Source organism: Xanthobacter luteus (assembly GCF_040049235.1).
Lineage (GTDB): Bacteria > Pseudomonadota > Alphaproteobacteria > Rhizobiales > Xanthobacteraceae > Xanthobacter.
In genome coordinates this window covers 37957-59829 of the sequence record NZ_JBDZDO010000006.1, presented here as the reverse complement: position 1 = coordinate 59829, position 21873 = coordinate 37957, and the positions used below count along the sequence as shown (strand labels likewise).

Annotated in this window: 22 protein-coding genes and 1 pseudogene; 4 read left to right on the top strand and 19 right to left on the bottom strand. The window is 67.1% G+C overall.

Annotation, left to right across the window (positions count from 1 at the left end; all coding sequences use genetic code 11):
* Positions 1 to 7: 7 nt before the first annotated feature.
* On the top strand, positions 8 to 553 hold the full coding sequence (locus ABLE88_RS17705) for an AAA family ATPase (RefSeq protein WP_348833362.1): 546 nt from the start codon (positions 8 to 10) through the stop codon (positions 551 to 553).
* Between the two features lie 429 nt (positions 554 to 982).
* On the opposite strand, the gene ABLE88_RS17700 is transcribed toward ABLE88_RS17705, so the two are convergent.
* The 4 genes from ABLE88_RS17700 to ABLE88_RS17680 form a co-directional block, all read right to left on the bottom strand.
* On the bottom strand, positions 983 to 1453 hold the full coding sequence (locus ABLE88_RS17700) for an NIPSNAP family protein (RefSeq protein ID WP_348833026.1): 471 nt from the start codon (positions 1451 to 1453) through the stop codon (positions 983 to 985).
* A gap of 24 nt (positions 1454 to 1477) precedes the next feature.
* Positions 1478 to 2488 carry an aldo/keto reductase gene (locus tag ABLE88_RS17695; RefSeq protein WP_348833025.1) on the bottom strand — a complete coding sequence of 337 codons (1011 nt, stop codon included), beginning with the start codon at positions 2486 to 2488 and terminating at the stop codon, positions 1478 to 1480.
* A gap of 80 nt (positions 2489 to 2568) precedes the next feature.
* On the bottom strand, positions 2569 to 3480 hold the full coding sequence (locus ABLE88_RS17690; protein ID WP_348833024.1) for a LysR substrate-binding domain-containing protein: 912 nt from the start codon (positions 3478 to 3480) through the stop codon (positions 2569 to 2571).
* Between the two features lie 388 nt (positions 3481 to 3868).
* The gene (locus tag ABLE88_RS17680) at positions 3869 to 4729 is read right to left on the bottom strand and encodes a LysR family transcriptional regulator (protein ID WP_348833023.1); all 861 of its coding nucleotides are present in this window, start codon (positions 4727 to 4729) and stop codon (positions 3869 to 3871) included.
* A gap of 135 nt (positions 4730 to 4864) precedes the next feature.
* Between ABLE88_RS17680 and ABLE88_RS17675 the strand changes: the two genes are divergently transcribed.
* Positions 4865 to 5437, top strand: a complete 573-nt coding sequence (locus ABLE88_RS17675; RefSeq protein WP_348833022.1) for a DUF4865 family protein — start codon at positions 4865 to 4867, stop codon at positions 5435 to 5437.
* Positions 5438 to 5442: 5 nt separating this feature from the next.
* Positions 5443 to 6264: an acetoacetate decarboxylase family protein gene (locus ABLE88_RS17670; protein WP_348833021.1), complete on the top strand. Its 822-nt coding sequence runs from the start codon at positions 5443 to 5445 to the stop codon at positions 6262 to 6264.
* 232 nt (positions 6265 to 6496) lie between these two features.
* On the opposite strand, the gene ABLE88_RS17665 is transcribed toward ABLE88_RS17670, so the two are convergent.
* From ABLE88_RS17665 to ABLE88_RS17630, 8 genes and pseudogenes are all read right to left on the bottom strand, one after another.
* Positions 6497 to 7225 carry an ABC transporter ATP-binding protein gene (locus tag ABLE88_RS17665; protein ID WP_348833020.1) on the bottom strand — a complete coding sequence of 243 codons (729 nt, stop codon included), beginning with the start codon at positions 7223 to 7225 and terminating at the stop codon, positions 6497 to 6499.
* A 13-nt stretch (positions 7226 to 7238) separates the two neighbouring features.
* Positions 7239 to 9143, bottom strand: a complete 1905-nt coding sequence (locus ABLE88_RS17660; RefSeq protein ID WP_348833019.1) for a branched-chain amino acid ABC transporter ATP-binding protein/permease — start codon at positions 9141 to 9143, stop codon at positions 7239 to 7241.
* A gap of 4 nt (positions 9144 to 9147) precedes the next feature.
* Positions 9148 to 10020 carry a branched-chain amino acid ABC transporter permease gene (locus ABLE88_RS17655; protein ID WP_348833018.1) on the bottom strand — a complete coding sequence of 291 codons (873 nt, stop codon included), beginning with the start codon at positions 10018 to 10020 and terminating at the stop codon, positions 9148 to 9150.
* Positions 10021 to 10095: 75 nt separating this feature from the next.
* Positions 10096 to 11301 carry an ABC transporter substrate-binding protein gene (locus ABLE88_RS17650; RefSeq protein WP_348833017.1) on the bottom strand — a complete coding sequence of 402 codons (1206 nt, stop codon included), beginning with the start codon at positions 11299 to 11301 and terminating at the stop codon, positions 10096 to 10098.
* 203 nt (positions 11302 to 11504) lie between these two features.
* Positions 11505 to 12209, bottom strand: coding sequence for a haloacid dehalogenase type II (locus ABLE88_RS17645; protein ID WP_348833016.1), 705 nt, complete (start codon positions 12207 to 12209; stop codon positions 11505 to 11507).
* Between the two features lie 84 nt (positions 12210 to 12293).
* Positions 12294 to 13973: a dihydroxy-acid dehydratase gene (ilvD, locus tag ABLE88_RS17640; protein WP_348833015.1), complete on the bottom strand. Its 1680-nt coding sequence runs from the start codon at positions 13971 to 13973 to the stop codon at positions 12294 to 12296.
* A gap of 163 nt (positions 13974 to 14136) precedes the next feature.
* Positions 14137 to 14826, bottom strand: a complete 690-nt coding sequence (locus ABLE88_RS17635; RefSeq protein WP_348833014.1) for a GntR family transcriptional regulator — start codon at positions 14824 to 14826, stop codon at positions 14137 to 14139.
* Between the two features lie 122 nt (positions 14827 to 14948).
* A pseudogene (locus ABLE88_RS17630) lies at positions 14949 to 15428 on the bottom strand (transposase domain-containing protein); the annotation flags it as partial.
* A gap of 10 nt (positions 15429 to 15438) precedes the next feature.
* Between ABLE88_RS17630 and ABLE88_RS17625 the strand changes: the two are divergent.
* Positions 15439 to 15669: a hypothetical protein gene (locus tag ABLE88_RS17625; RefSeq protein ID WP_348833013.1), complete on the top strand. Its 231-nt coding sequence runs from the start codon at positions 15439 to 15441 to the stop codon at positions 15667 to 15669.
* 73 nt (positions 15670 to 15742) lie between these two features.
* On the opposite strand, the gene ABLE88_RS17620 is transcribed toward ABLE88_RS17625, so the two are convergent.
* The 7 genes from ABLE88_RS17620 to ABLE88_RS17590 all read right to left on the bottom strand — a co-directional run bounded on the left by ABLE88_RS17620 (position 15743) and on the right by ABLE88_RS17590 (position 21872).
* Positions 15743 to 16246, bottom strand: coding sequence for a RidA family protein (locus ABLE88_RS17620; RefSeq protein ID WP_348833012.1), 504 nt, complete (start codon positions 16244 to 16246; stop codon positions 15743 to 15745).
* A gap of 17 nt (positions 16247 to 16263) precedes the next feature.
* Entirely contained in the window at positions 16264 to 17259 is a 996-nt protein-coding gene (locus tag ABLE88_RS17615; protein WP_348833011.1) for a threonine ammonia-lyase, read from the bottom strand.
* Positions 17249 to 18223, bottom strand: coding sequence for a 3-hydroxyacyl-CoA dehydrogenase family protein (locus tag ABLE88_RS17610; protein WP_348833010.1), 975 nt, complete (start codon positions 18221 to 18223; stop codon positions 17249 to 17251). The genes ABLE88_RS17615 and ABLE88_RS17610 overlap by 11 nt, the downstream gene beginning before the upstream one ends.
* A gap of 3 nt (positions 18224 to 18226) precedes the next feature.
* Entirely contained in the window at positions 18227 to 19300 is a 1074-nt protein-coding gene (locus tag ABLE88_RS17605) for an ABC transporter substrate-binding protein (RefSeq protein WP_348833009.1), read from the bottom strand.
* A 24-nt stretch (positions 19301 to 19324) separates the two neighbouring features.
* Positions 19325 to 20092, bottom strand: coding sequence for an ABC transporter permease (locus tag ABLE88_RS17600; protein ID WP_348833008.1), 768 nt, complete (start codon positions 20090 to 20092; stop codon positions 19325 to 19327).
* Positions 20089 to 20922 (bottom strand): ABC transporter ATP-binding protein, encoded by an 834-nt coding sequence (locus tag ABLE88_RS17595; protein ID WP_348833007.1) that lies wholly within the window; start codon positions 20920 to 20922, stop codon positions 20089 to 20091. Before ABLE88_RS17595 ends, ABLE88_RS17600 begins: the two co-directional genes overlap by 4 nt.
* Positions 20923 to 21023: 101 nt before the next feature.
* Positions 21024 to 21872: an alpha/beta fold hydrolase gene (locus ABLE88_RS17590; RefSeq protein WP_348833006.1), complete on the bottom strand. Its 849-nt coding sequence runs from the start codon at positions 21870 to 21872 to the stop codon at positions 21024 to 21026.
* Position 21873: the final 1 nt, after the last annotated feature.

Here is a 21873-nt window from a genome sequence, read left to right as displayed (position 1 = left end):
GATGGATATGGAACGCTATGTCGTCATTTCAGGCTGCTCCGGCGGCGGCAAGTCGACGCTGATCGCCGAGCTCGCGCGCCGTGGCTTTGCCGTTGTCGAAGAGCCCGGGCGTCGCATTGTCGCCGAGCAGATCCGCCAGGGCGGATCGGACCTACCTTGGGTGGATCTGGCCGCTTTCGCGCGGCGCGCGGTGGCCATGGCGCTGGAAGACAGATCCGCGGCGCTGGCCCGCGCCGGGTGGGTGTTCTTTGATCGGGGACTGGTCGACGCCGCCGTCGCGCTCGAGTACGCAACCCGCGAACCCATCGCCGAGGTGCTCTGCAACGCTCATCGCTACCACCGCAATGTCTTTATGACGCCGCCATGGCCGGAAATCTTCGGCGGCGATGACGCGCGCCGGCACGATCTGTCCACCGCGGTAGCCGAATATGAGCGCTTGCTCGCTGCCTATCCGAAGCTGGGTTATGAGGTGACAATTCTGCCCCGGGCGCCGGTTGCGGATCGCGCTGATTTCATCGTCGGCCAATTGGAAACCCCGCGGCAAGCGGATTGAGGCGTTTCGTTCCGCCCCGTCAGGAACGGGGTCGATTGCGGACAGCCGGGAGGCCTCGCCGTCGGATTCGACAGCCGGCAGGCTCTGGAGGATTGGTGCGGCGCCCCGCCCGGCGAGCTGCTGGCTCTGCTCGGCAGTCCCCCGAAAATTGATGATGGAAGGCGCCTTCTCGCGGGAAACGACGACACCCCGCGCATTCCGATTTCCCAAGGTGGCGCAAGGGCGGCGCTGTGCGCCGCCGAGCCGCGCCGACGGACCGGACCCGAGCCTGCGGGCCTTGTCGCGAGACTGTCCTGGATGCCGATCCTAGGCAAGACAATGACGGCGATGGGCCGCACCGAGAGCATCCGGTCGCTGTGCTGAAGCAGACGGCCCCACCGTGGGGCGGGAAACGTCACCTTTTATCCCACCGCGTTGCGCAGAGCTATCTCAGTCCGAGCAGAGTTGCGGAGAATAGTCGGTTCGGTGGAGAACCCGGCTCTGTATTTCTCCCACCAGCTTTCCGTGCTCCGCCGCGGTGCGCTCCTTGATGTCCGACCATTCCCGATCGGCCATGAACGAGGCCCATCGCTCGGCCAAGGCCGCTTCGTCGGGCCATTCGAGGAGATAAACGAATTCCGTCCGGTCCCCCGTCCGCGCTTCCCACATGATTTTAATATCGAATCCGTGACGCTTCATGATGCGCACGGCATGATCTCGGAACCGGGCGTGGAACGCGGCCTTGTTGTGCTCGAATATCTCATAGATCCGCAACTGATAGATCATGTTTTCTCTCCCGGCGGGGGCTGGACTGCTCGCTTGCTCGGCTGTGGCGGGGACGATGCCGAGGCCATTAAGGAGAGGCGCGCCCATCACGGTTCCGATAAACGTTCTTCGATCAACGATCTGCTTGTGTTGCATACGTTTTCCCTTTGACGTTTGCCTTCAGTTCGGACGATTGGACGTGGAAGCCATGGCCTGCGAAATTCTGTCCCGAATGTCGGGTGTCAGTTTTTCCACCAATTCGATCGCGGCGAGGTTGTGTGCGAGCTGGGCTTTACTCGAAGCGCCGAGGATGACCGTGCTCACCAAGGGGTTGGTCAGACACCAGGCGATGGCAAGCTGAGCGCGGGAGGCGCCGAGATCGGCGGCAATGTCTTGAAGGCGCCGCGCCGCTGCGCGCATCTCCTCCTGTCGTCCGGCAAAGACAAAGTCCGACAGCCAGGAAAAGCCTTCCGCTGTCAGCCGTGATCCGGCTGGGATGCCATCATCATAGCGTCCCGCGAGAACACCGGAGGCCAACGGCGACCAGGTGGTCAGGCCGACACCGTGCGTCTCGGCGACGGGCCGATACTCCTGCTCCACGCGCGCGCGGTGGAACAGATTGTATTGGGGCTGCTCGACCTGCGGCGGAATCAGGCGGTTCCGGTCGGCGAAGGCGATCAGCGCCTCGATGTCCGAGGCAGGCCATTCCGAGGTCCCCCAATAGAGGACTTTCCCCTGCCGGATGAGGCTGTCCATCGTGAACGCGATCTCCGGCAAGGACATGTCGGGATCGGGCCGATGGCAGAGGTAGAGGTCGAGATGGTCGAGACCGAAGCGCCGCAAGGCTTGGTCACAGGCTTCGATAATATGCTTCCTGCTCAACCCTTGCTGGGTCGGCCGGCCGGTCTTGGCGGGATCGTGATTATCTCCGGTGCCATACAGGACCTTGCTGGAAACGCAGAATGAGTCTCGCGGCCAGGCCAGCCTCTTGATGGCTCGCCCGAGCATGCGCTCCGCTTCCCCGCCGAGATAGACCTCCGCGCTGTCAAAAAAATTGACCCCTTTCTCGTAAGCCAGCGCAAGACAATCGCAGACACCCGCATCGTCCAGCGCGGTCCCAAAGGTGATCCAACTGCCATATGAAAGGGCCGACAGCTTGAGTCCAGATCGGCCGAGGCGCCGGTACTCCATGTGCACTCCCCGTGTAACGGGAGTGACTATCTTCGCGGACTTACGAGATGTAAAATACACTATTCATGCGGCATTGATACTTACAATGTATCACGGACCGCCACTTGCCTCGCGGCATCAAGGAAGCTGTCACGCACCGGCGACCGCTTTGATGCATCCCACCCGATAACCAGGTCCAAGACGGCGATCTCTTGGGGTGCGTCGACCGCGATGGGGCGGAACGCAACGCCGTTCCTCTGCCCGCGGGCGAGCGAAGCCGGCACCAATGCGACTCCCAGCCCTCCGGCCACCAGCCCCACGACCGTCTGCATTTGGCGCGCTTCCTGAACGATCCGAGGGGAAAAGCCGGCCGATCGGCAAAGGCCAATGAGCTGATCATGGAGGCCCGGCCCCTCGGCGCGGGGGGTCGCGACGAAATCGTCCAGCGCCAGGTCCGCGAGCGCGACCCTAGTGCCTTTCGCCAAGGGATGATCCTCGGGCAAGGCAACGATCACCGCCTCCCGTGCGACGCGCGCAAAGGCCAAATCGGGGACGACGATGCCTGGCCATCGCATGAACCCCACATCCGCAACACCCGTGCGAATGGCTTCCACCTGCTTCGCCGTCGTCGCTTCCCGCAGCAGCAACTCCACGTTCGAAAATTGTTGTCGGAACGCTCGAACGACCCGCGGCATCAAATCAAAATGTGCGGTGTCGATAAAGGTAACGGCGAGGCGGCCCGCGATACCCGCGGCAACGCGCCGGGCCCGTTCGGCGCCATCTTCCAATTGCAGCAGCGTATCGCGCGCGGTGTCCAGGAAGGATGCCCCGGCGGGCGTCAACGCGACGTTTCGGTTGCTCCGTTCGAACAGGCGCACTCCCAGCGCTTTCTCCAGCTTCCGGATGGCTTGGCTGAGCGGCGGCTGCGCCATGTTCAATCGTTCGGCTGCACGGTGGAAATGCAGCTCTTCGGCCACCGCGATGAACTGTCGGAGCAGGCGCGTTTCGATCATTGAGATGAAACTATATCTGCTGCTGAGCGATCAATCTCCAGAATCTCATCCGCTCCGGTCAAGCCGGGCGAGCGGAGAGCGGATTTTCGAACGGTGCGCGGCGACCGTTCGATATGCCCGGCAGCGCCATTCCGAAGCGCTCCGGGATGTTGCCGATCGCCCCTGAGACCGATCGGCTCTCCCGCACCTGTGGGGTGCAGACAGCATCCGCGGCGCGGGAGGACGGTCTCACTGCCCGCGCCGGCCGCCATCACAGCGTCGGGCCCGCCGAAGCGAACGACGGGCCCGAGCAGGGGCCCCATGGCGCACCGGGGACTTGGCGCCCAAGGCCGGGAACGGCAGCGGACGCGCGGCCGGTCGGCGCAACCGCGCCGGCCCGAACGCGCACCTACGCGGCCCCGCCCGCGGTCGAGCGGATCGCGGCGCTGAGCGTGCGCAGCGCGGCTCGCGCGGTCCGATCGGTGAGGTTGGAATAGAGCATCACCTCGCGCGAGGGCAGGCTCGGCAGACCAAGCCTTGGTCCCACGTCGACCGTCGCCGCCGGCGCGACGCGCCGGCCGAGGGCTGCGACCGCGAGGCCGGCGGAGACGGCGGCCCCGATCGTGCCGACGCCGCCGCCGACGAACACCTCGGTCCAGGGAATGCCCGCGGCGTCCAGCGCCGCCGTCGCCATGCTGCGGACGCTGCACGGCTCGGCCTGTGTCGCAAGCCGCAGCGGCTCGCCGGCCCGATGCTCGAAGTCCGGCACCGCCATCCAGCCGAACCCCTCGTCGAGGATCACCTCCCCGCCGCGGCGGTGGTTGTCATGGCGCAGCACGATGGCGGCGTCGAGATCACCGCGCTCGAAGTGCTCCAGGCTCTCCCGCGAGGAGGCGACGCGCACCTCCAGCACCAGCGAGGGGTCGACGCCGCCCATGCGCTTCAGCAGCACCGGCAGCTCGCTGCCGACGATGTGGTGGCTGATGCCGACCACGAGGCGGCGCTTCTCGGCCCCGAAGCACCCGAGCGCCACCTCATGGGCGCCGATCAATGCCCGCGCATGGTCGAGGAAGGCGGCCCCGTCCGACGACAGGCGGACCAGCCGCGGCGTGCGCTCCAGGAGGCGCCGGCCGAGGATGTCCTCGAGCCGCTTCACCTTCAGGCTCACCGCCGACTGCGCCGTGTCGAGGGCCTCGGCGGCGCGGGTGAAGCTCTTGAGGTCCGCGGTCAGCACGAATGCCTGCACGGCTTCGATGTCGAGTGCCTTCATGGCCATTCATTCGAATTTACAATGTCTGAAATGATCTATCATGCGGTTTTTAGATAATCAACCGCCGCCTATGGTCCCGGCATCCGAGGCCGAATGTCCGCGCTTCGGCCGATGCAAGGGACAAGGATTTCGCGAATGATCCTCGTGCATTACGCCCACCGGCTGCCGGCCACCTACGACGTCGGGCTGATCCGCGCGCGCGCCGCCGAGCGGGGCGTCCTCTGGGCGGACGTGCCGGAGCTCTGTTTCAAGGGGTTCCTGCTGCGCGAGCGCGGCCGCTACGGGGCCATCGCCAACAATTATTCCTCGCTCTACCTCTGGCGCCGGGACGAGGCCTTCCGCGACTTCCTGCTCGCCGGGCGCTACCGGGTCGTGACCGACAGCTTCGGCCGGGCGGACATCGCCACGAGGTTCGTGCTCGATGCCCGCAGGGGCGCGGCAGCCGAGGCGCGCTTCGTGTTCAAGCATGAGCTCGACATTCCGCTCGACGCCGACCTCGAAGCCGCCTTCGCCGCCGAGGTGGAAGCCACCCGGCAGGCGGCCCGGCAGGCCGGCACGGTGGTCGCGGCGGTGGGCGTCGATGCGCAGTCCTGGCGCTTCACCCGCATCGTCGTCTCCGCCAACGCCCCGGATGGGCAGCAGCAGGGCACACCCTACGAGATCCTCCATCTCGCGCGGCCCCTGCTCGACACCCTGCCCCAGGCCTGAGCCCGATGGCCTACCGCTTCGCAGCGGGGCGCATCTACCGGATGCCGACCCATTTCGGGCCGGCCCCCGGCCCCCGGCAATTGCCGGACGGCATCGCGGCCGATCCCCGCTCGAGCCCGCGCCGGCTTTCCGTCGCCGCGCGCTTCCTCACCGATGCCGCGCAGCTGGAGGCGCATCTGCCGGAAGGCTTCGCCCTCGGGGGCGAGCCGGTGGTCACGGTGGAGTTCCACCATCTCACCGGGATCGACTGGCTGGCGGGCCGGGGCTACACGATGGTTCAGGTGAGCTGGCCGGCCACCTTCGCCGGAGCGGAGGACAGGGCCTCGGGCCGGTTCCTCGCCGTCATCTGGGAGAGCCTCGCCGACCCGATCATCACCGGGCGGGACGAGATCGGGCATCCCAAGCTCTATGCCGACATCCCGGCGCCGCGCGTGTGGGACGGCGCCCATCTGTGCTCCGCCGGCTGGATGGGGTTCCGTTTCCTCGATCTCGAGGTGTCCGCCCTGCGCGACGTTCCTGCCGACGCGCCCGCGCCGCCGCCCGACGACGTCCTGTTGCTGAAATATGTCCCGCGCACCGGTTCGTGGGGTGATGCCGACCTGTGCCAGGTGACGCTGACCCCTGGTGGCGATCCCGACCGGGCCGTCGAGCGGCGTCAGGTGGGCGCCGGCCGGGTGCAATTCCATCCCGCCGCATGGGCGGACCTTCCCACCATGCACCATGTGGTGAACGCGCTCGCCGGCCTGCCCGTGCGCGAGCCGCGCGGCGGCACGGTGGTGCAGTCGCGCGGCGGGAAATCCTACCGCGACCAGAGGGTTCTGCGCTGAGCGGAGGCGGCCGCCGGCCTCAGAGCGCGATCTGCGCCTTCGTGAACTTCGACGCCTTCAAGGAACTCGCCTCATCCCCGAGCCGGGGATCATGAGTGGAAAATTCCCGCTCAGACCGGCCTGAAATGCCCGGAGCACGTCACGGCCGCTGTTTCGCCGTCTGGCTCGACGGTGATGGGCAACTTCGACGGCGACGGAATATGACCGCGCCCCCCGATCGAGTGGTCCGATTTCAAGCCAGTCCCAAGGAATGGCCGCCAAGGTAAGCTTGGCGAACACCCTCATCGTCGCGCAACTGGCGGGCCGGTCCCTCCCGCACGATGCTTCCATTGGCCATCACATATGCGTGGTCGGCAACCGCTAGGGCGAGGTTGGCAAATTGCTCGACGATGACCATCGTGCGCCCTTCCGCCCGCAGGCGCGAGATGATGGCATAGACCTCGGAGATGAGTTTCGGCGCGAGGCCGAGTGAAGGCTCGTCCAGCAACATGACCTGCGGACGCGCCATCAGCGCGCGGGCGATAGCGAGCATCTGCTGCTCTCCCCCTGAGAGGGTCCCGGCCTGCTGGCTGCGCCGTTCCCGGAGCAGCGGAAAGACCTCGAGCACGAAGTCGAGGTCCAGCGCCAGCGCGCGGCGGGCCCGGTCCTTGCGGGCAAAGGCGCCGAGGCGCAAATTGTCCATGACCGACAGGCTGGCGAAGAGCTTTCGGCCTTCCGGCACATGGACAAGACCCAGGGCAGAAACCCTGTGCGACGGCAGCCCGCGGAGGTCGTGGCCGTCGAGAAGCACTCGTCCCCCGCTCGGCCGGAGCATGCCCGAAATCGTGCGCAGTGTCGTCGTCTTGCCAGCTCCGTTCCCGCCGATCAGGCAGACAAGCTGCCCTTGGTGAACCTCCATGTCGAGGTGGTGGATCACATCGGCGCGACCATAGCCGGCCGACAGTTTCTCTATGGTGAGCATTGCGCGTCTCTCCTCAGGCTGCGGCTTGCGTCGCGCCCAGATAAGCCTCGACAACCTTCGGGTCGGAGGTGACCTCGTCCGGGCGCCCCTCCGCGATCTTCTCGCCGAAGTCGAGCACCGTGATGCGGTCGCAGAGCGCCATCACCATGTCTATGTGATGCTCGATCAGAAGCAGGGTTCGACCGCCTGCCCGCACGCGGCGAAGGATAGCCACGAGGGCGTCGATGTCGGACGGCAGGAGGCCGGCCGCCGGCTCGTCCAGCAGAAGCACCTTCGGTTCGGTCGCCAGCGCTCGCGCGATCTCCAGCAGCCGCTGCTGGCCGTAGGGCAGGCTGCGTGCGTCCCGGTTCGCGGCGCCGGCGAGCCCGACGAATGCGAGCAACGCCTGCGCCCGTTCCCTGTTCTCCCGCTCCTCACACCTGTAGCGCCTTGAGCGCACCAGAGCGTCGATAAGGTTCGAACGATAGGCGAGATGAAGACCGACCAGCACGTTCTCGATGACGCTCATGTGGCCGAACAACTGGATATTCTGGAATGTCCGGGCAACGCCGAGCCGGGCGATCCGTGCCGGGCTGGCCCCGGTGATCGAAATATCGCCGATGCGGATATCTCCGGCCGACGGCGCATAAAGGCCCGTGAGCGTGTTGACGAAAGTGCTCTTGCCGGCGCCGTTGGGACCGATCAGTCCGTGTACGGACGCGGTCTCGATCCGGGTGGAGACGTCGCTTATCGCCTTGAGGCCGCCGAACCGGACCGTCACCCCGCGGAAGCTAATCGTCGCCCCGTCGACGGACCCCGCGCCCGCGGCGACGCCTTGATCGGGCGGGGCTCCGGGCGCGGACGCCGGTTCGGGCCGCCAGGCGGCCGCAAGCGTTCCGACCAGCCCTTCCGGGAGATAGGCGATGGCCCCGAGAAGCAGCAGACCGAAGACGGAAAGGCGCTGCTCCGTCATGGTCTCCAGCTGGAAGGCGGCGACCGCGACGACGACCGCCACCGCCGCCGGAATCCATGCGGCCCATCCGCGCGCTCCGAGCGCCACCGACCTGGCCGTGGCGCCGAGAATGAGCACGACGGCGGCGACCGCCATGACTCGGAAAGCGGCGATGTCGCCGAGGAGGTTGGGCAACCACACCGCCACCACCGCCCCCACCAGCGCACCCCACCGGTTCGCCCGTCCGCCGACGATCAGGGCCAAAAGGAAGACCACCGTGAGGTCGAAGTTGAAGGCCTGCGGCGTGATGTATTCCTCGGAGAAGGCATAAAGGCCTCCTGCGACACCCGTCACCGCCGCGCTCAGGCAGAAGGCCAGGATCTTGGAAGCGGTGGCGGATACCCCGAGGCTCTCGAGCGCGATGGCGCTGCCCTGCAGCGCCTGGAACGATCGGCCATACCGCGAGGCGGCGAGATTGCCCACCAGGATCCAGACGAGGGCGAACACCACGAACACCACCAGATAAAAGCCGGTGGCATCAAGCGTCGCCCCAAGCAATTGCGGCTTCGGCACGGCAAGGCCGCGGGCGCCCTGAGTGAGCCCTGTCCACTCGTTCAGCACGACCTGCACAATGCTGGCGAAGGCCAGCGTGACCATGGCGAAGTAAGGTCCGTGGGTCCGCAGCGCCGGAAAGGCGAGAACGGCGCCGAATCCGGCCGAGAAAGCCCCTGCCGCGACGAGCGCGACGGCGAGGGGAGCGCCCGCGTCCACGGAAAGAAGGCCGGCTGTATAGGCGCCGATGGCGAACAGCCCGAAATGGCCGAGGGATATCTCCCCCACCTGACCGACGATGATGTCGAGCCCCAGCAGCGCGACGGCGAACACGAGGACCACGGTGGCAAGGTGCAGATAATAGGCGTTGGGCGCCAGGAGCGGCACCGAGGCCATGAGCGCGAAGACCGCGAGGGTGGGATGGAGGGCGCGCATGATCTCAGACCTTCTTCGCGAGGACGTGGCCGAAGAGCCCTTCGGGCTTCAGCGTCAGCGCCGCGAGCAGGATGAGGAGGCCGGGCACCTCTTTGTAGCCGGTGGAGATGTAGAAGGCGGTGAGCGCCTCGGCGAGGCCGATGAGAAGGCCGCCCGCCACGGCGCCGAGGCCTGAGGTGAGGCCGCCGAGAATGGCCGCCGAAAACCCCTTGAGCGCAAGCACCAGCCCCATGCCCGGCCCGGTGAGCGTGACGGGCGCGACCAGCACCCCGGCACAGGCCGCGGTGGCGCAGGACAAGGCGAAGGAGCCGGAGATCACCTTGCCGGTGTCGATGCCCATGAGCCCGGCCGCCTCGCGCTCGTCGGCGGTGGCGGCGAAGGCGCGCCCGAGCAGGGTGAAACGGTTGAACACCTCGATCGCCACCATGAGCAGCAGCGCGCCGCCCACGATGAGAAGCTCCGTCGGCATGACGAAGGCGCCGCCGATTTCAATCGGCTGTGGAGGCAGGGGCGAAGGAAAGGGCAGATCCTCCTTGCCCCAGATGTTCTCGGAGACATTCTTCGCGACGATGCCAAAGGCGATCGTGGCGAGGATCCAGCCTTCCGACGGGCTGTCGAGGGTGGGCCGCACCGCGATCCGCTCCACCACGAAGCCGTAGAGGCCGCCGAACACGATGACCACCGGCAGCATGGCCCAGTATCCCAACACGGGCGTGAGCGACAGACCGACGAGGGCGCCGACGGCGAGCGCCTCTCCCTGGCCGAAATTCACGGTGCGGGAGGTCACGTAGGTGAGCTGGTAACCGAATGCGATCAGGCCGTAGATGGTGCCGAGCGAGATTCCGCTGACCAGCACCTGAGGCAGGAGATCGAGCATGTGCGCTCCTTCGGAGCCGCCGCGCGCGGCGGCTCCAGGGTGGTGGGAGGATGGGGCGGCAGGGGTGGCGGGCGCCTATTTGCCCACTCTCGCCCGGTCGGCTTCGTCGACGAAGACGACGCGGCCCGCCTTCACCGTGCCGAAAACGACATGCTCCGGCACCGTCGCCTCGTGATCCTCGGCGGAGAAGGGGCGGTCATAGGTGGCGATGACGCCCTTGACCGGAGTCTTCAAGTCCTCCAGCGCCGCCTTCACCTGCGCTCCGTTCGGATTGGGTCCCGCCTGCGCCACCGCCGCGGTCAACAGCAGCAGCGCATCATATGATTGCGCCGCGGAGGAGGGATTGGGCAGCCGCTCTACGCCGAATGCTTTCTGGTAGGCTGCGATGAACGCGGCCCAGCGCGGGCTCACGCCCGTATCCTGGATGAACGTCTGGGGCATGTAGACCCCTTCGCCGTTCACCCCCGCATTGTCGATGTAGTTCGACATGGAAGCGTTCCAGCTGGTGATATAGGGGACCTTCCAGCCGATCTTGGCCATGGAATTCGCGATCTGCGCGAGATCCGGCCCCAGCGCATAGCCGAATATGCCCTGCGCGCCTGCAGCCCGCGCCTTCAGCAATTGCGGTGTCATGTCGACGTCGCGGACGTTGAACTTCTCCACCAGTACCGGGGTGACGCCGAGCTTCGCCAAAGCCGCGACGAGGTCGTCCTTGCCAAGCTGGCCATAATTGGTGGAGTCCGCAAGGATGGCCACCTTGGTGATCTTGCGGCGCTTCACCATCTCCTCCGCCATCATGGCCGACTGGATGGTGTCAAAGGCGCCGATGCGGAAGACGTAGTTCTCAGCATGGGCCGGCGGTGTGAACTGCCGGCTGACCTGGCTTCCCGTGGCGACAGGAATGATGATGGGCGTCTTCGCCTCCTGGTAGAGGCGCGAGGCGGCGAGAGCCACCGGCGTGTTCGCGATACCGACCACCCCGACCACCCCGTCCTTGGTGGTGAGTTCCTGGGCGATCTGGATACCGCGCTCTGGCTTCGATTCATCGTCGCGCTCGATAAGCTCTATCTTGCGACCACCGAGCCCGCCCTGGGCGTTGATCGCGTCGGTGGCCAGCCTGACTCCGTCGCGGATGGACACGCCGAGCGGCGCCGAGCCTCCGGTGAAGGGGCCCGTGAGGCCGATGCGGACGGTTTCCTGAGCACGTGCGGAGGGAGGAAGCGCAGGCGTCGCGGCGCACATCACCGCGGCACCAAGCGCGAGGACGCGCATGGTTTTCATGGATTGGTCTCCTGCTGGAAATTGAGCCGGATCGTGATCCGGACTTTTGTCGAGGCGCCTTCTGCGGACGCCGGACCTGCTGTGCGCCTAAACTACTGTCGTCTCACCGATGACGTCTCACTTGGCGCTTATTCTCTGAACTCTGTCTTTGGTTCTGGAGCCCGTGAGCCGGAAGCACAGGTTCACCGGCGAGTGGGTTTGTCTCAGGTCCAGCCCAAGGACCGAAAGAAGGGCGGGACGCAATCCAATGTGGGAAAGACGGCGTCGGGCGCATAGTCGGGCAAGGGCTTGCGGCCTGTTCCGCGATCGATCCAGATGCAGCGGAAGCCCATATCCCGTGCCGCGGCGAGATCGAGATGCGGGCTCGCGCAGATGTGCACCACGTCGTCCTTCGTAACGCCGAGGGCCTTGTGGGCGTGCTCGAAGATTTGGCGCGTGGGCTTGTAGGCTTCGGCCTGCTGCGCCGTGATCACCCGGTCGACATATCCGCCGAGCTGGGCCACGTTGCCTGCGATGATGTCGTCGTCGGTGTTGGAGATAATGCAGAGCCTGAAGCCTTGCGACTTCAGCTGCTCCAGCGCGCCCACCACCTCCGGAAATGGCGGCATGCGGGAAATGGAGGATGTCAGGATCTCGATGTCGGACGGCGCGTAGGACAGGCCCAGCTCTTCCATAGCGAGGCGCAGAGCCTCTCCGGCCACCGTGCGGAAGCTCTTGTGGGGCCTTTCCGCCTCGAGCACGTGCTCGTACTTGTCATAGGTGCGGATGAGGGCCGCCGCGTCGACCTGGGTGCCACTCTGCTTGGCGAGGATCGTCTTCACCGCCGCAAGAAGCCCCTCGTCCCACTGGATCAAGGTGCCGTAGCAGTCGAAGGTGAGCCACCATTCCGGTTTTGGGCCGGGCCTCATGTTCTTCACTCCCATTTTGATTTTGCTGAACATCGACCAGCGTGCTGGAGGGAACGGGCCCTGAGGACCCGCCCTTTCACGGCGTCAGAAGCGTGGCATCACCGCCCCCTCCGAAGCCGGAGCAACATGTTCGGAATAGAACTTCAGATAGCCCCGCTTCACACGCGGCTCGGGCGCCACATAGGCCTCCCAACGGGCGCTGATCTCCTTCTCCGGCACATCGAGGTCGAGCCTACGCGCCGCGAGGTCAATGGAGATGGGATCGCCATCCCGCACCACGGCGATGACGCCGCCGCGGGCCGCTTCCGGCGTGACGTAGCCGATAGCTGGGCCATGGGTGGCGCCGGAGAAGCGCCCATCAGTCACCAGAGCGCAACTGTCGCCGAGGCCAGCCCCCATGAGTGCCGAGGTGGCACCCAGCATCTCGCGCATGCCGGGGCCTCCCTTCGTGCCCTCGTTACGGATGACGATGCAGGTGCCGGGCTTGATGGAGCCGGCGCGCAGAGCTGCGATGGCGCCTTCCTCCTCGTCGAACACCCGCGCGGCGAGGGTGCAGGTCCACATCGCCTTGGTTACGCCCGAGGCCTTGACCACCGCGCCCTCGGGCGCGAGAGATCCCTTGAGGATGAAAACCGAGCCTTCAGCCTCAACGGGATTGTCTGCGGTGTGGATCACCTCGGGATTCTCGATCCTCGCCTCGTCCATGATCTCGCCTGCGGTCTTGCCGGACACGGTCAGCGCCCCACGGTTGATTCCGGCGCCCAGAGCCTTCATCACAGCCGGCACCCCGCCGGCTTCGTTCAGCTCGGTGACCCCCCAGGGGCCCGAGGGCGCGAGCTTCACCAGCGTGGGAGTCGTGCGCGACAACGCGTCCCAGGTGTCGAAGCTCACCGCGACGCCCGCCTCCTTCGCCATGGCCATGAAGTGGAGGACCATGTTGGTGGAGCCACCCACCGCCATGCCCACGCGCATGGCGTTCTCGAACGCCTCCTTGGTGAGGATCTTCGAGGGACGCACGTCGTCGCGCAGAAGATCCATGATGCGCATGCCGGAATACTTGGCGGCACGCAGCTGATCGTTCGAGCTCGCAGGCAACGTGCCGGAATGGGGCAGCGCGAGGCCGAGCGCCTCGGTGTAGATGCCGGCTGTATTTCCGGAAGTGGCGGTGTCGCAGGCACCGGCGAAGGGGAAATGGTTGTCCTCGAGCCCCTTCAGGTCCTCGGCCGACAGCTCGCCGCGAATGTGCTCGCCGACCCCGTCATAGACGGTTTCCAGGAAGACTTTGCGACCGCGATAGCGCCCCACCGGCGTCGGCCCGCCATAGAGCATGATGGCCGGCAGGTCGAGGCGAGCGGCGGCCATCACCATGCCGGGCATGACCTTGTCACCGGAACCGATCAACACGATGCCGTCGAGCCGATGGCCCTCCACCATGAGCTCGATCATGTCGGCAACCACGTCGCGGCTCGGCAGGACATAGCGCATGCCGACGGACGCGAAGGTCTCCGAGTCCGTTACGTGGAAGGTGTTGAATTCGCAAGGCGTACCACCCGCCATGCGGATGCCGGCCTTTACCGCGTCCGCCACCTGGCGCAGGTGGACGTTCTCGGGTGAGAAGTCCTGATAGGTATTGACCACTGCGATCATGGGGCGGGCGAATTCCTCGTCGATCAGTCCTGCGCCCTTTGCCCAGGCCCGTTGCAGGGATCTCTCAACGCCCTGGAACTGGTGTTTGCTGCGGCTGTTGCTTTCATGATCGGCCATGGTTGGTCCTTTCCGGGTCGCCGGCAGCCCGGGCGCCAGTTTGGGCGCGGGCGTTCATTCACGGAGGCACCTAACCATATTATAGATTGTCTAACAACCGACAATTTTGCTGCGCGTTGATTTTCCCCGCGGCGGCACGCACCGCCGCCCGCCGGCGCAGTTTTCATGCGCTCTCGCGGGCCTCCTGCTCGCGCAGAAATGCGACGAGGATCTCGCCCTGCTCGGTGTTGTGCGTCACAGCAAGCTCGGCCGCCATGCGAACATCCCCGCGCACGATCGCATCGACGAGCGGCTGGTGCTGTGCGACGATCTGCTCTGGGTGCGGCACGAGGGAATCGCTGGAAGCGATGTAGATCCGGATCTGCTGCTCTACCTTGAGATATTGTTCCGCCAGGCGGCGATGGCCGGACATCTCGATGATGGCCTTGTGGAGCGCGAAATCCGCCTCCGCAATCTTGCCTTTGCGGCCTCCGACGCACGCGGCGGACAGCGCCTTCAGGCTCTGGGCGAGACGCTCCTTCACCATGCGCGCCTCTGCCGTGGAGCCGCCGGCGCGCTCCGCTACCAACCGCGCCGCCAGCGCTTCGAGACTCGATCGAAGCGTATACAGTTCCCACGCGTCGCGGGAGGTCAGTGTCATCACCGTCCAGCCGGTGTAGGGGACCTGGACGATGAGGCCTTCCTGGGCCATCTGGTGGAGCGCGGCGCGAACCGTCGCACGCGACACCTCCAACTGCTCGGACAGCTTGATCTCCGTGAGCCTCATCCCAGGGGGGAGTCGCCCGGAGATGATGCTCTCCCGCAGCACATCGGCAGCCTGAACCTCTGCGCTGACCTTCTTCACCGGCCTCATCGGCCCCGCGTTCGTCATAGCCAAACCACATGCGTGTCGATTGTCAGACAGGACATGATGTCGATCCATGTTGCAAGGGGCTTTGAACCGCCCCGGGTTTGCCGGCGACTGTTTGGTTTGAGTCACGCTGCCATTTGCGGCCCATCGAGCACGGCGTAGTAGCGCTCCTCGACTTCGGCCGGCGGCATGGTGCCGAAGGGCTGCAACAGCCGGAGATGGTTGAAGCAGCCGCCCCAGGTCAGCGTCGCGAACTCGACGGCCTCGAAGGATCGCCAAGGACCACACCGATGGACGACCTCGGTCTTGTAGAGGCCGTTGATCCTCTCGGCGAGGGGATTGCCGTAGCTGTCACCCGCGCTTCCGGCGGAGGGCTCGATGCCAGCCTCGGGCCGGCGCCCAGTGCAGCGGATGCCGACATAGAGCGAGCCTGGATCGGAATGGTGCGCCAGATCGCCGCGATGGGTAGGCCGTCGTTCGTGCAGCGGCTGCTCGAGAGCATGGAGAACGAGCCCGGCATGAGCGGTCCGGTTTCCCCACCAGCCCGCGACGCGGCGGGCAAAGGCGGCGATCACGAAGGCGGCATAGATGAAGCCCGACCAGGTCTGGCCTTAGATGCAGCTAGAGAAGATCAAAACTTACGCTATGGCTATTTCCCTATCGCCATTTTCCAACATGCAGCCCGCTGATGGCAAGCTCTACATCACCTTCGCCATCTATCGAAGCAGAAAAACTGCAAATGGCGGACAAGTCAGCCCGAACGATCTGGGCTCAATCCACTCCATCAAATGCGGGGACGAAACACCTGGAGCCGATCCGATCAAGTTGAGCCAACTGGATCGGTGAATCGCCCTCTCAATTGATGAAAGAGAACGTGGTATCCGACCGGCTCGCGGTGGAAGCCGATCGGCGCGTGCTCCTAGAGCCCGGCCGCCGGCTTCACCGAGGCGATCAGATCGATCTCCACCGCGGCATTGCGCGGCAGCTTGGCGACGCCCACGGCCGAGCGGGCGTGGCGTCCGCGCTCCGGCCCCAGCAGATCGAACAGCAGCGTCGAGGCGCCGTCGGCGACCGCGCTCTGGTCCACGAAGTCCGGTCCGCTCTGGACGAACACCGTCATCTTGAGGATGCGGTCCAGGCCATCAAGGCCGCCGAGCCCGTCGCGCAGCGCGGCGAGGCCGCGGACCAGGGCGAGCCGCGCGCCCTCCTGCGCCGCAGCCCGCGTGACCTCCACCCCGACCCGCCCGACCGTGCGCACGCCGGCCTCGTCGCGGGGCAGCTGCCCACTGACGAAGGCGAGCCCCCCATGGACCACGACGGGCGTATAGGCGGCGGCCGGCGGTGCGGCGGCGGGAAGGACGATGCCGGCGGCGTCGAGCGCCGCCTGCCAGTGAAATGGTGTGTCGTCCGCGCGCGCGTTCAAAGGGATCCTCCCCGATCTCAGGCTGCGACCGGCAATCCCAGGGCCGTCTGGAAGAGCGCCGGATCGATGTTTCCGCCCGAGGCGATGACCAGCGTCGTCCGCCCGGCGGTCTCGATCGCGCCCGAGAGCACGGCCGCGAGGGCAGCAGCGCCGCCCGGCTCCAGCACCAGCTTCAGCTCCTGCGCGGCGAAGCGGATGGCCCCGAGGACCGCATCGTCGGAAACCGCGACGCCGCAGGCGCCGCGCGCGGCGAGGATCGGCAGCGTCAGGCGCCCCGGCGCGGGGACGAGGAGCGCGTCGCAGATGGAGCCGGACAGGCGCGGATTGCGCTCCCATACGCCGTTCGCGAGCGAGCGGGCCATGTCGTCGAAGCCCGCCGGCTCCACCGTGACCACCCGCGCCGCCGGGGCGGCCGCGGCAAGGGCGATCGCCCAGCCCGCCGCGAGGCCGCCACCGCTGCAGCACACCAGGGCCTGATCGATGGATGTGGCGGTTTCCTCGGCGACCTGCGCCACCGCCTCGAGGGCGCCGGTGCCCTGTCCGGCGATCACGAACGGGTCGTCGAACGGCGAGACGAGGGTCAGCCCGTCCTCGGCCACCAGGGCGCGTCCGATCTGCTCCCGGTCCTCCCGCTCGCGGTCGTAGAGGATGACGCGCGCGCCGCGCTGGCGCGCGCCCCCGATTTTGATGCCGGGGGCGTCCGCCGGCATGATGACGGTGGCCGGGACGCCGGCGATCCGGGCGGCCTCGGCGATGGCGAGCGCGTGGTTTCCCGACGAGAAGGCCACCACGCCCCGGCTGCGTTGGCCGGCGTCGAGCGCGCGGATGCGGTTGGCCGCGCCGCGGAACTTGAACGAGCCGGTGCGCTGCAGGTTCTCCGCCTTGATGAACACCCGGCCGCGCGCGAGTGCATCGAGCCGCGGGCTGGTCAGGACCGGCGTGCGGACGATGTCGCGGCCGATGCGTTCGGCCGCCGCGCGGATATGGTCGATTTGGACAAGATCAGCGGTCATGGCGCGGGCCCTCGGGGGTCTGGGCGGCGGCGACCGTCGCGGCCGCGGGTCCGGCATCGAGCAGACGGGCGGCGGCCATCAGCGTCTCCTCATAGGCCTTCAGCGCGGCGTTCGCGCTGTCCTGCGTCCAGTCCCAGAAGCCGCCGTCGGACTTGATGCCGCGGCGGCCCCGCGCCACCAGATTCGCCAGCGTCCGGCTCGGCTCGGCGCCGTTGTGAAGGCTCGGATAGATGGTGCGCGCGGCGGCGAGCTGGGTATCGAGCCCGGCGAACTCCTTCTGCAGGATCGGCCCCGCCGCCACATAGCGGAAACCGAAGCCGTAGCGCACGGCGGTGTCCACGTCCTCCGCCGTGCCCAGCCCCTCGTCGATCACGGCGAAGGCTTCGCGCATCAGCGCATGCTGGATGCGGTTGGCGAGGAAGCCGGGGACGTCGCGCGCCACCCGGATGGGCTTGCGGCCGACGTCCGCCATGATGGCGTAGAGGCTCTCTGCCACATCGGTGGCGGTCTGCTCGCCGCGCACCACCTCCACCGCCGGCACGAGATGGGCCGGCAGGAAGAAGTGCAGGCCCGCCATGCGGTGCGCCGACCGGCAGCCGCCGGCGATGTGGGTAATGCGGAAGGAGGACGTGTTGGTGGCGAGCGGGATGTGCGGCGGCACCAGCGCGTCCAGCTCGGCGAAGACCTGCCTCTTCAGCTCGAACACCTCCGGCACGGATTCGAGGCCGAACGTCACCTGCGCCCAGTCGATGTCCTGCGCCGCGCGGTGCAGGCGGAACCGCGCCGGGACGAAGGGCGCGCCGATCTGCGCCAGGGATGCCGCCACACGCTCGCGCCGACGCTCCCAGGTCGCCGCGTCGCGGGTCGTCGCATCCACGCTCCAGCCCTTGGCCAGGAAGATTGCGGCCACGTCGCACCCCATGGCGCCGCACCCGATGATGGCCATTCGTTTGTCGTCTGACACCTTCTACTCCTTGCTGCCTGCGCTCCGGGCAGGCTCCTGGCGGCTCGTTGAAGGGGCGGCGGCGAGGGTCACGATGGCGTTGGTGAAGACCTCGGCGACCGGAACGTCGAGGCGCGTGCCGCGGACCTCCGTGAGGAAATCGATGTTCTTGCCGATGCCCGCCGCGTCCATGTCCAGCGACGCCGGAAGCGACCCCAGGGCCTGCGCCCAGGCGGCATCGAGCACCGCCGGCGCGACGCCCGGGTAGAAGGGCCCGATCGCGGCGCGCGCGGCCGCGGGACGCGTGCGCATGGTCTCGATGGCGCGCGCGAGCGCCCGCACCAGCCGCACCGCCGCGCTGCGGTTGGCGGCGAGCCATTCCGGTCGGGCGGAAAGGGCGGTGAAGAGGAAATCGCGGAGCGGGGGATATTCCCCCTTTGCGAAGTCGAACAGCAGAGCGCCGCCAAACGTCACGACGCCGATGGTCGAGGTCGGCGCCGAGAGGCAATAGCCATCCACCCGCCCTTGGCCGAAGGCCGCGATCATGTTGCCGCCGCCGCCGATGGGAATGATGGTGAGGTCCCTGTCCGGATCGAGCCCGCCATAGACCGCCACGTGGCGGACGACGAGATCAGTGATGCTGCCGGCCCCGGCCACCGCGATCTTCAGGCCGCGCAGCGCTTGCGCCTTCTCGGCCGGCGTCCTGCGCGCCCCAAGGTCGGCCCTGCGGGCGGCCTCGGCCGAGAGCACGATGTCGCTGCCGCACTGCTTCAGCAGGGCCGCAAACAGCTGCGTCCTCTGCCCCTTCGCCCATGCCTGCAGCGGCACCGCCGGCAGGCCCACATAGATGTCGCTCTCGCCGCCGATCACCGACGTGAGCGCGGCGGCCGCGCCCTTGCCGAAGATCGTGACCTCCACGTCCAGCCCCGCGTCATGGAAATAGCCGAGCCCGCGGGCCGCATAGATTGGCAGGTAGAGGAACCCCTCGCTCGGTTGGGCGATGGTGAGCCGGGCCGGCGCCTCGGCGCGGGCGCTGGAGGCCCGCGCGGCGAGCGGCATCATCGCAACGAGCTTCGTGAATGCGCGACGGTGGAGCATGGTATCCTCCCCTTCGGAGCTTTTTCAGATGGATATTTCCCGGGTGCCCTCGCCGGCCTTCCAGGGCATGAGGGCCCTTTCCGCGAAGCGGACGATGCCGTTGAAGATCAGGCTGAGGACGACGATGCCGATCAGCGCCGCGAACACCGCCGCCGTATCGAACTGCGCCGCCGCGTCGGAGAGGATGTAGCCAATGCCCCGGTTGGCGGCGATGATCTCGCCCACGATGGCGCCGATGAGGGCGTACGGCACCGACAGGCGCAGGCCCGTGAACACCCAGGTCAGGGCCGACGGCACGATGACCTTGGAGATCAGCGCCCGCTCGCCCGCGCCCATCAGGCGCAGAATGGCGATCTGCTCCGGGCTGACGCTGCGCACGCCGGTGTAGGTGTTGAGGAAGACGAGAAAGAAGACGGTGACGGCGGCAAGGATCACCTTCATGTCGATGCCGATGCCGAACCACAGGATGAACAGAGGCGCCAGCGCGACCTTCGGCAGGCTGTAGAAGGTGATGAGGAAGGGGTCGAGGATGTCGGCCAAAAGCTTCAGCCGGCCGAGCAGCAGGCCGGCGCCGATGCCGAAGATGGCGCCGAAAAGGAAGCCCAGCGCCGCCTCGGTCGCGGTGATGGAGAGATTGTAGAAGAAGCTGCCGTTGGAGATCATCGTCAGGAAGCTCGCCGCCACAAGCGACGGGCGGGAGATGAAGAAGCCCGCGTCGAAGACGTTCGAGGCGGCTTCCCACATCGCGAGAAACGCCGCGAGGAACGCGATGCGATAGAGCGCGATCTTCATGCGAAGGCTCCCGCCATGCGCACCGCGGACGGCGCGTCCTGCGCCTGCGGCGCGGCGGCGGAAGGCTCCGAAAGGAGGTCCCACAATTCGGCGTACAGCCCGTGGTAGCGCGGATCGGTGCGCAGGCGGACGGGATCGCGTGGACGCGGCAGGTCGATGGGCACGATGCGCCGGATCGTCGTCGGCCGCGCGCCGAGCACGACGCAGCGGTCGGCGAGCGTGATGGCCTCGTCGAGATCGTGGGTGACGAACAGCACCGTCTTGCGGAAGCGGGCACACAGGCGCAGCAGCTCGCCCTGCATGGTGAGCCGCAGCTGGGCGTCGAGCGCGCTGAACGGTTCATCCATCAGCAGGGTTGCTGGATCGGCGGCGAGCAGGCGGGCCAGCGCCGCGCGCTTGCGCATGCCGCCCGAGACCTGGCTGGGATAGTGCGCGCCGAAGCGATCGAGACCCACCAGCGTGAGCAGCCGCTCGATCCGCGCGGCGCGCTCCGCCTTGGGCAGGCCCTGGATCTCCAGCGGGACGGCGATGTTCCCGGCGATGGTGCGCCACGGCAGCAGGTGGTCTGCCTGGGTCATGTATCCCACGTCGAGGTTGATCCCCTGCACGGGCGCGCCGTCGTAGGCGACCGATCCGGAGGTTGGCTGCATCAGGCCCGCGCTCATGTTGAGCAGGGTGGACTTGCCGCAGCCGGAGGGGCCCAGCAAGGTGATGAACTCGCCGCGGTCGACGTCGAATGTGACGCCGCCCACGATGGGCAGCGCCTCGGGACCGCTGCCGAAGCTCTTGCGCACCTCCGAGAAGGCAAGGATCGTCTGCCCGTCGTCCATTTTGTTCGCTCCCTGGAAAACAGTCCCGCCGCCCGGCGGGGAATGCCCGCCGGTGAAGGAAAGTCTTGGTTCTTGATGTCTTGGTTCTTGGACGCCGCCGTTCAGCGCGCAGCGATGTCGAGCAGGCGTGCCGTAAGCGCGTCCGGCGCGCTCACCATGGCGTCATGACAGGCGGCGAGCTCCATATATTCGAATCCCTTGCGGTTCCTGGCCCATTCGCGGGAGCTGTTGAGCGCCCCATAGGCCGGCGCCACGCAGCCGATGTAGGTCGCGGGCAGCCCGTTGCCGATCGGCCCTTGGACGTTGAGCGGGCTCGTGTAGGTGCTGAGCGGCTGGGGCGTGAGATGGCGCTCCAGCCATTGCGCGTCCGTCGCGTCGACGACGCCGAATGCGGCCGCCGGGGGTGCCGGCAGACTCAGTCCGCCGCTCGATTCTTCCGCCGCCTTCAGTCGCGCGGCGACGCCCTCGGCCGGCAGCGCGTCGAACGGCTTGCGTCCCGGCTCGACGATCATCGCATCGAGATAGACGAGGCGGCGGATGCGCTCCGGCATCCGATCGGCCACGCCGCTCAGCGCGCAGCCGCCGAACGAGTGGCCCACCAGCACCACGTCACCCAGGTCCTCCATTTCGATCAGGTTGGCGACGTCGAGGGTGAGAGTGTCGAGCGTGATGTCCCTCGACATCAGATGCCTGCGCTCGCCCAAGCCGGTCTGGGTGGGGGTGAAGACCCTGTGCCCCGCGCGCGCGAGACGGTGCGTCACCCGCTGCCAGCACCAGCTGCCGTGCCATGCGCCGTGCACCAGGACGAAGGTCAGGCCGCCGGGCGGATTGGCGGCGGCGGCTGTGCCGCTCGCTTCCGGGAGGGCAGAGGTTCCTGCGAGGACTTGATTTCCCGCGAGGATCTGGCTGGCCGCGAGCGCGGTGCCCGCGACGGTGGCGACGGTCTTCAAC

What these genes read in the sequence shown, in the direction of transcription:
- ABLE88_RS17670 (WP_348833021.1), top strand. Translation starts at nt 5,443, where the DNA reads ATGGCCTACCGCTTCGCAGCGGGGCGCATCTACCGGATGCCGACCCAT.
- ilvD (WP_348833015.1), bottom strand. Translation starts at nt 13,973, where the DNA reads ATGGCCGATCATGAAAGCAACAGCCGCAGCAAACACCAGTTCCAGGGC.
- ABLE88_RS17665 (WP_348833020.1), bottom strand. Translation starts at nt 7,225, where the DNA reads ATGCTCACCATAGAGAAACTGTCGGCCGGCTATGGTCGCGCCGATGTG.
- ABLE88_RS17680 (WP_348833023.1), bottom strand. Translation starts at nt 4,729, where the DNA reads ATGAAGGCACTCGACATCGAAGCCGTGCAGGCATTCGTGCTGACCGCG.
- ABLE88_RS17615 (WP_348833011.1), bottom strand. Translation starts at nt 17,259, where the DNA reads ATGACCGCTGATCTTGTCCAAATCGACCATATCCGCGCGGCGGCCGAA.
- ABLE88_RS17660 (WP_348833019.1), bottom strand. Translation starts at nt 9,143, where the DNA reads ATGCGCGCCCTCCATCCCACCCTCGCGGTCTTCGCGCTCATGGCCTCG.
- ABLE88_RS17605 (WP_348833009.1), bottom strand. Translation starts at nt 19,300, where the DNA reads ATGCTCCACCGTCGCGCATTCACGAAGCTCGTTGCGATGATGCCGCTC.
- ABLE88_RS17645 (WP_348833016.1), bottom strand. Translation starts at nt 12,209, where the DNA reads ATGAGGCCCGGCCCAAAACCGGAATGGTGGCTCACCTTCGACTGCTAC.
- ABLE88_RS17635 (WP_348833014.1), bottom strand. Translation starts at nt 14,826, where the DNA reads ATGAGGCCGGTGAAGAAGGTCAGCGCAGAGGTTCAGGCTGCCGATGTG.
- ABLE88_RS17705 (WP_348833362.1), top strand. Translation starts at nt 8, where the DNA reads ATGGAACGCTATGTCGTCATTTCAGGCTGCTCCGGCGGCGGCAAGTCG.
- ABLE88_RS17690 (WP_348833024.1), bottom strand. Translation starts at nt 3,480, where the DNA reads ATGATCGAAACGCGCCTGCTCCGACAGTTCATCGCGGTGGCCGAAGAG.
- ABLE88_RS17675 (WP_348833022.1), top strand. Translation starts at nt 4,865, where the DNA reads ATGATCCTCGTGCATTACGCCCACCGGCTGCCGGCCACCTACGACGTC.
- ABLE88_RS17595 (WP_348833007.1), bottom strand. Translation starts at nt 20,922, where the DNA reads ATGGACGACGGGCAGACGATCCTTGCCTTCTCGGAGGTGCGCAAGAGC.
- ABLE88_RS17600 (WP_348833008.1), bottom strand. Translation starts at nt 20,092, where the DNA reads ATGAAGATCGCGCTCTATCGCATCGCGTTCCTCGCGGCGTTTCTCGCG.
- ABLE88_RS17625 (WP_348833013.1), top strand. Translation starts at nt 15,439, where the DNA reads ATGCAGCTAGAGAAGATCAAAACTTACGCTATGGCTATTTCCCTATCG.
- ABLE88_RS17650 (WP_348833017.1), bottom strand. Translation starts at nt 11,301, where the DNA reads ATGAAAACCATGCGCGTCCTCGCGCTTGGTGCCGCGGTGATGTGCGCC.
- ABLE88_RS17655 (WP_348833018.1), bottom strand. Translation starts at nt 10,020, where the DNA reads ATGCTCGATCTCCTGCCTCAGGTGCTGGTCAGCGGAATCTCGCTCGGC.
- ABLE88_RS17700 (WP_348833026.1), bottom strand. Translation starts at nt 1,453, where the DNA reads ATGCAACACAAGCAGATCGTTGATCGAAGAACGTTTATCGGAACCGTG.
- ABLE88_RS17695 (WP_348833025.1), bottom strand. Translation starts at nt 2,488, where the DNA reads ATGGAGTACCGGCGCCTCGGCCGATCTGGACTCAAGCTGTCGGCCCTT.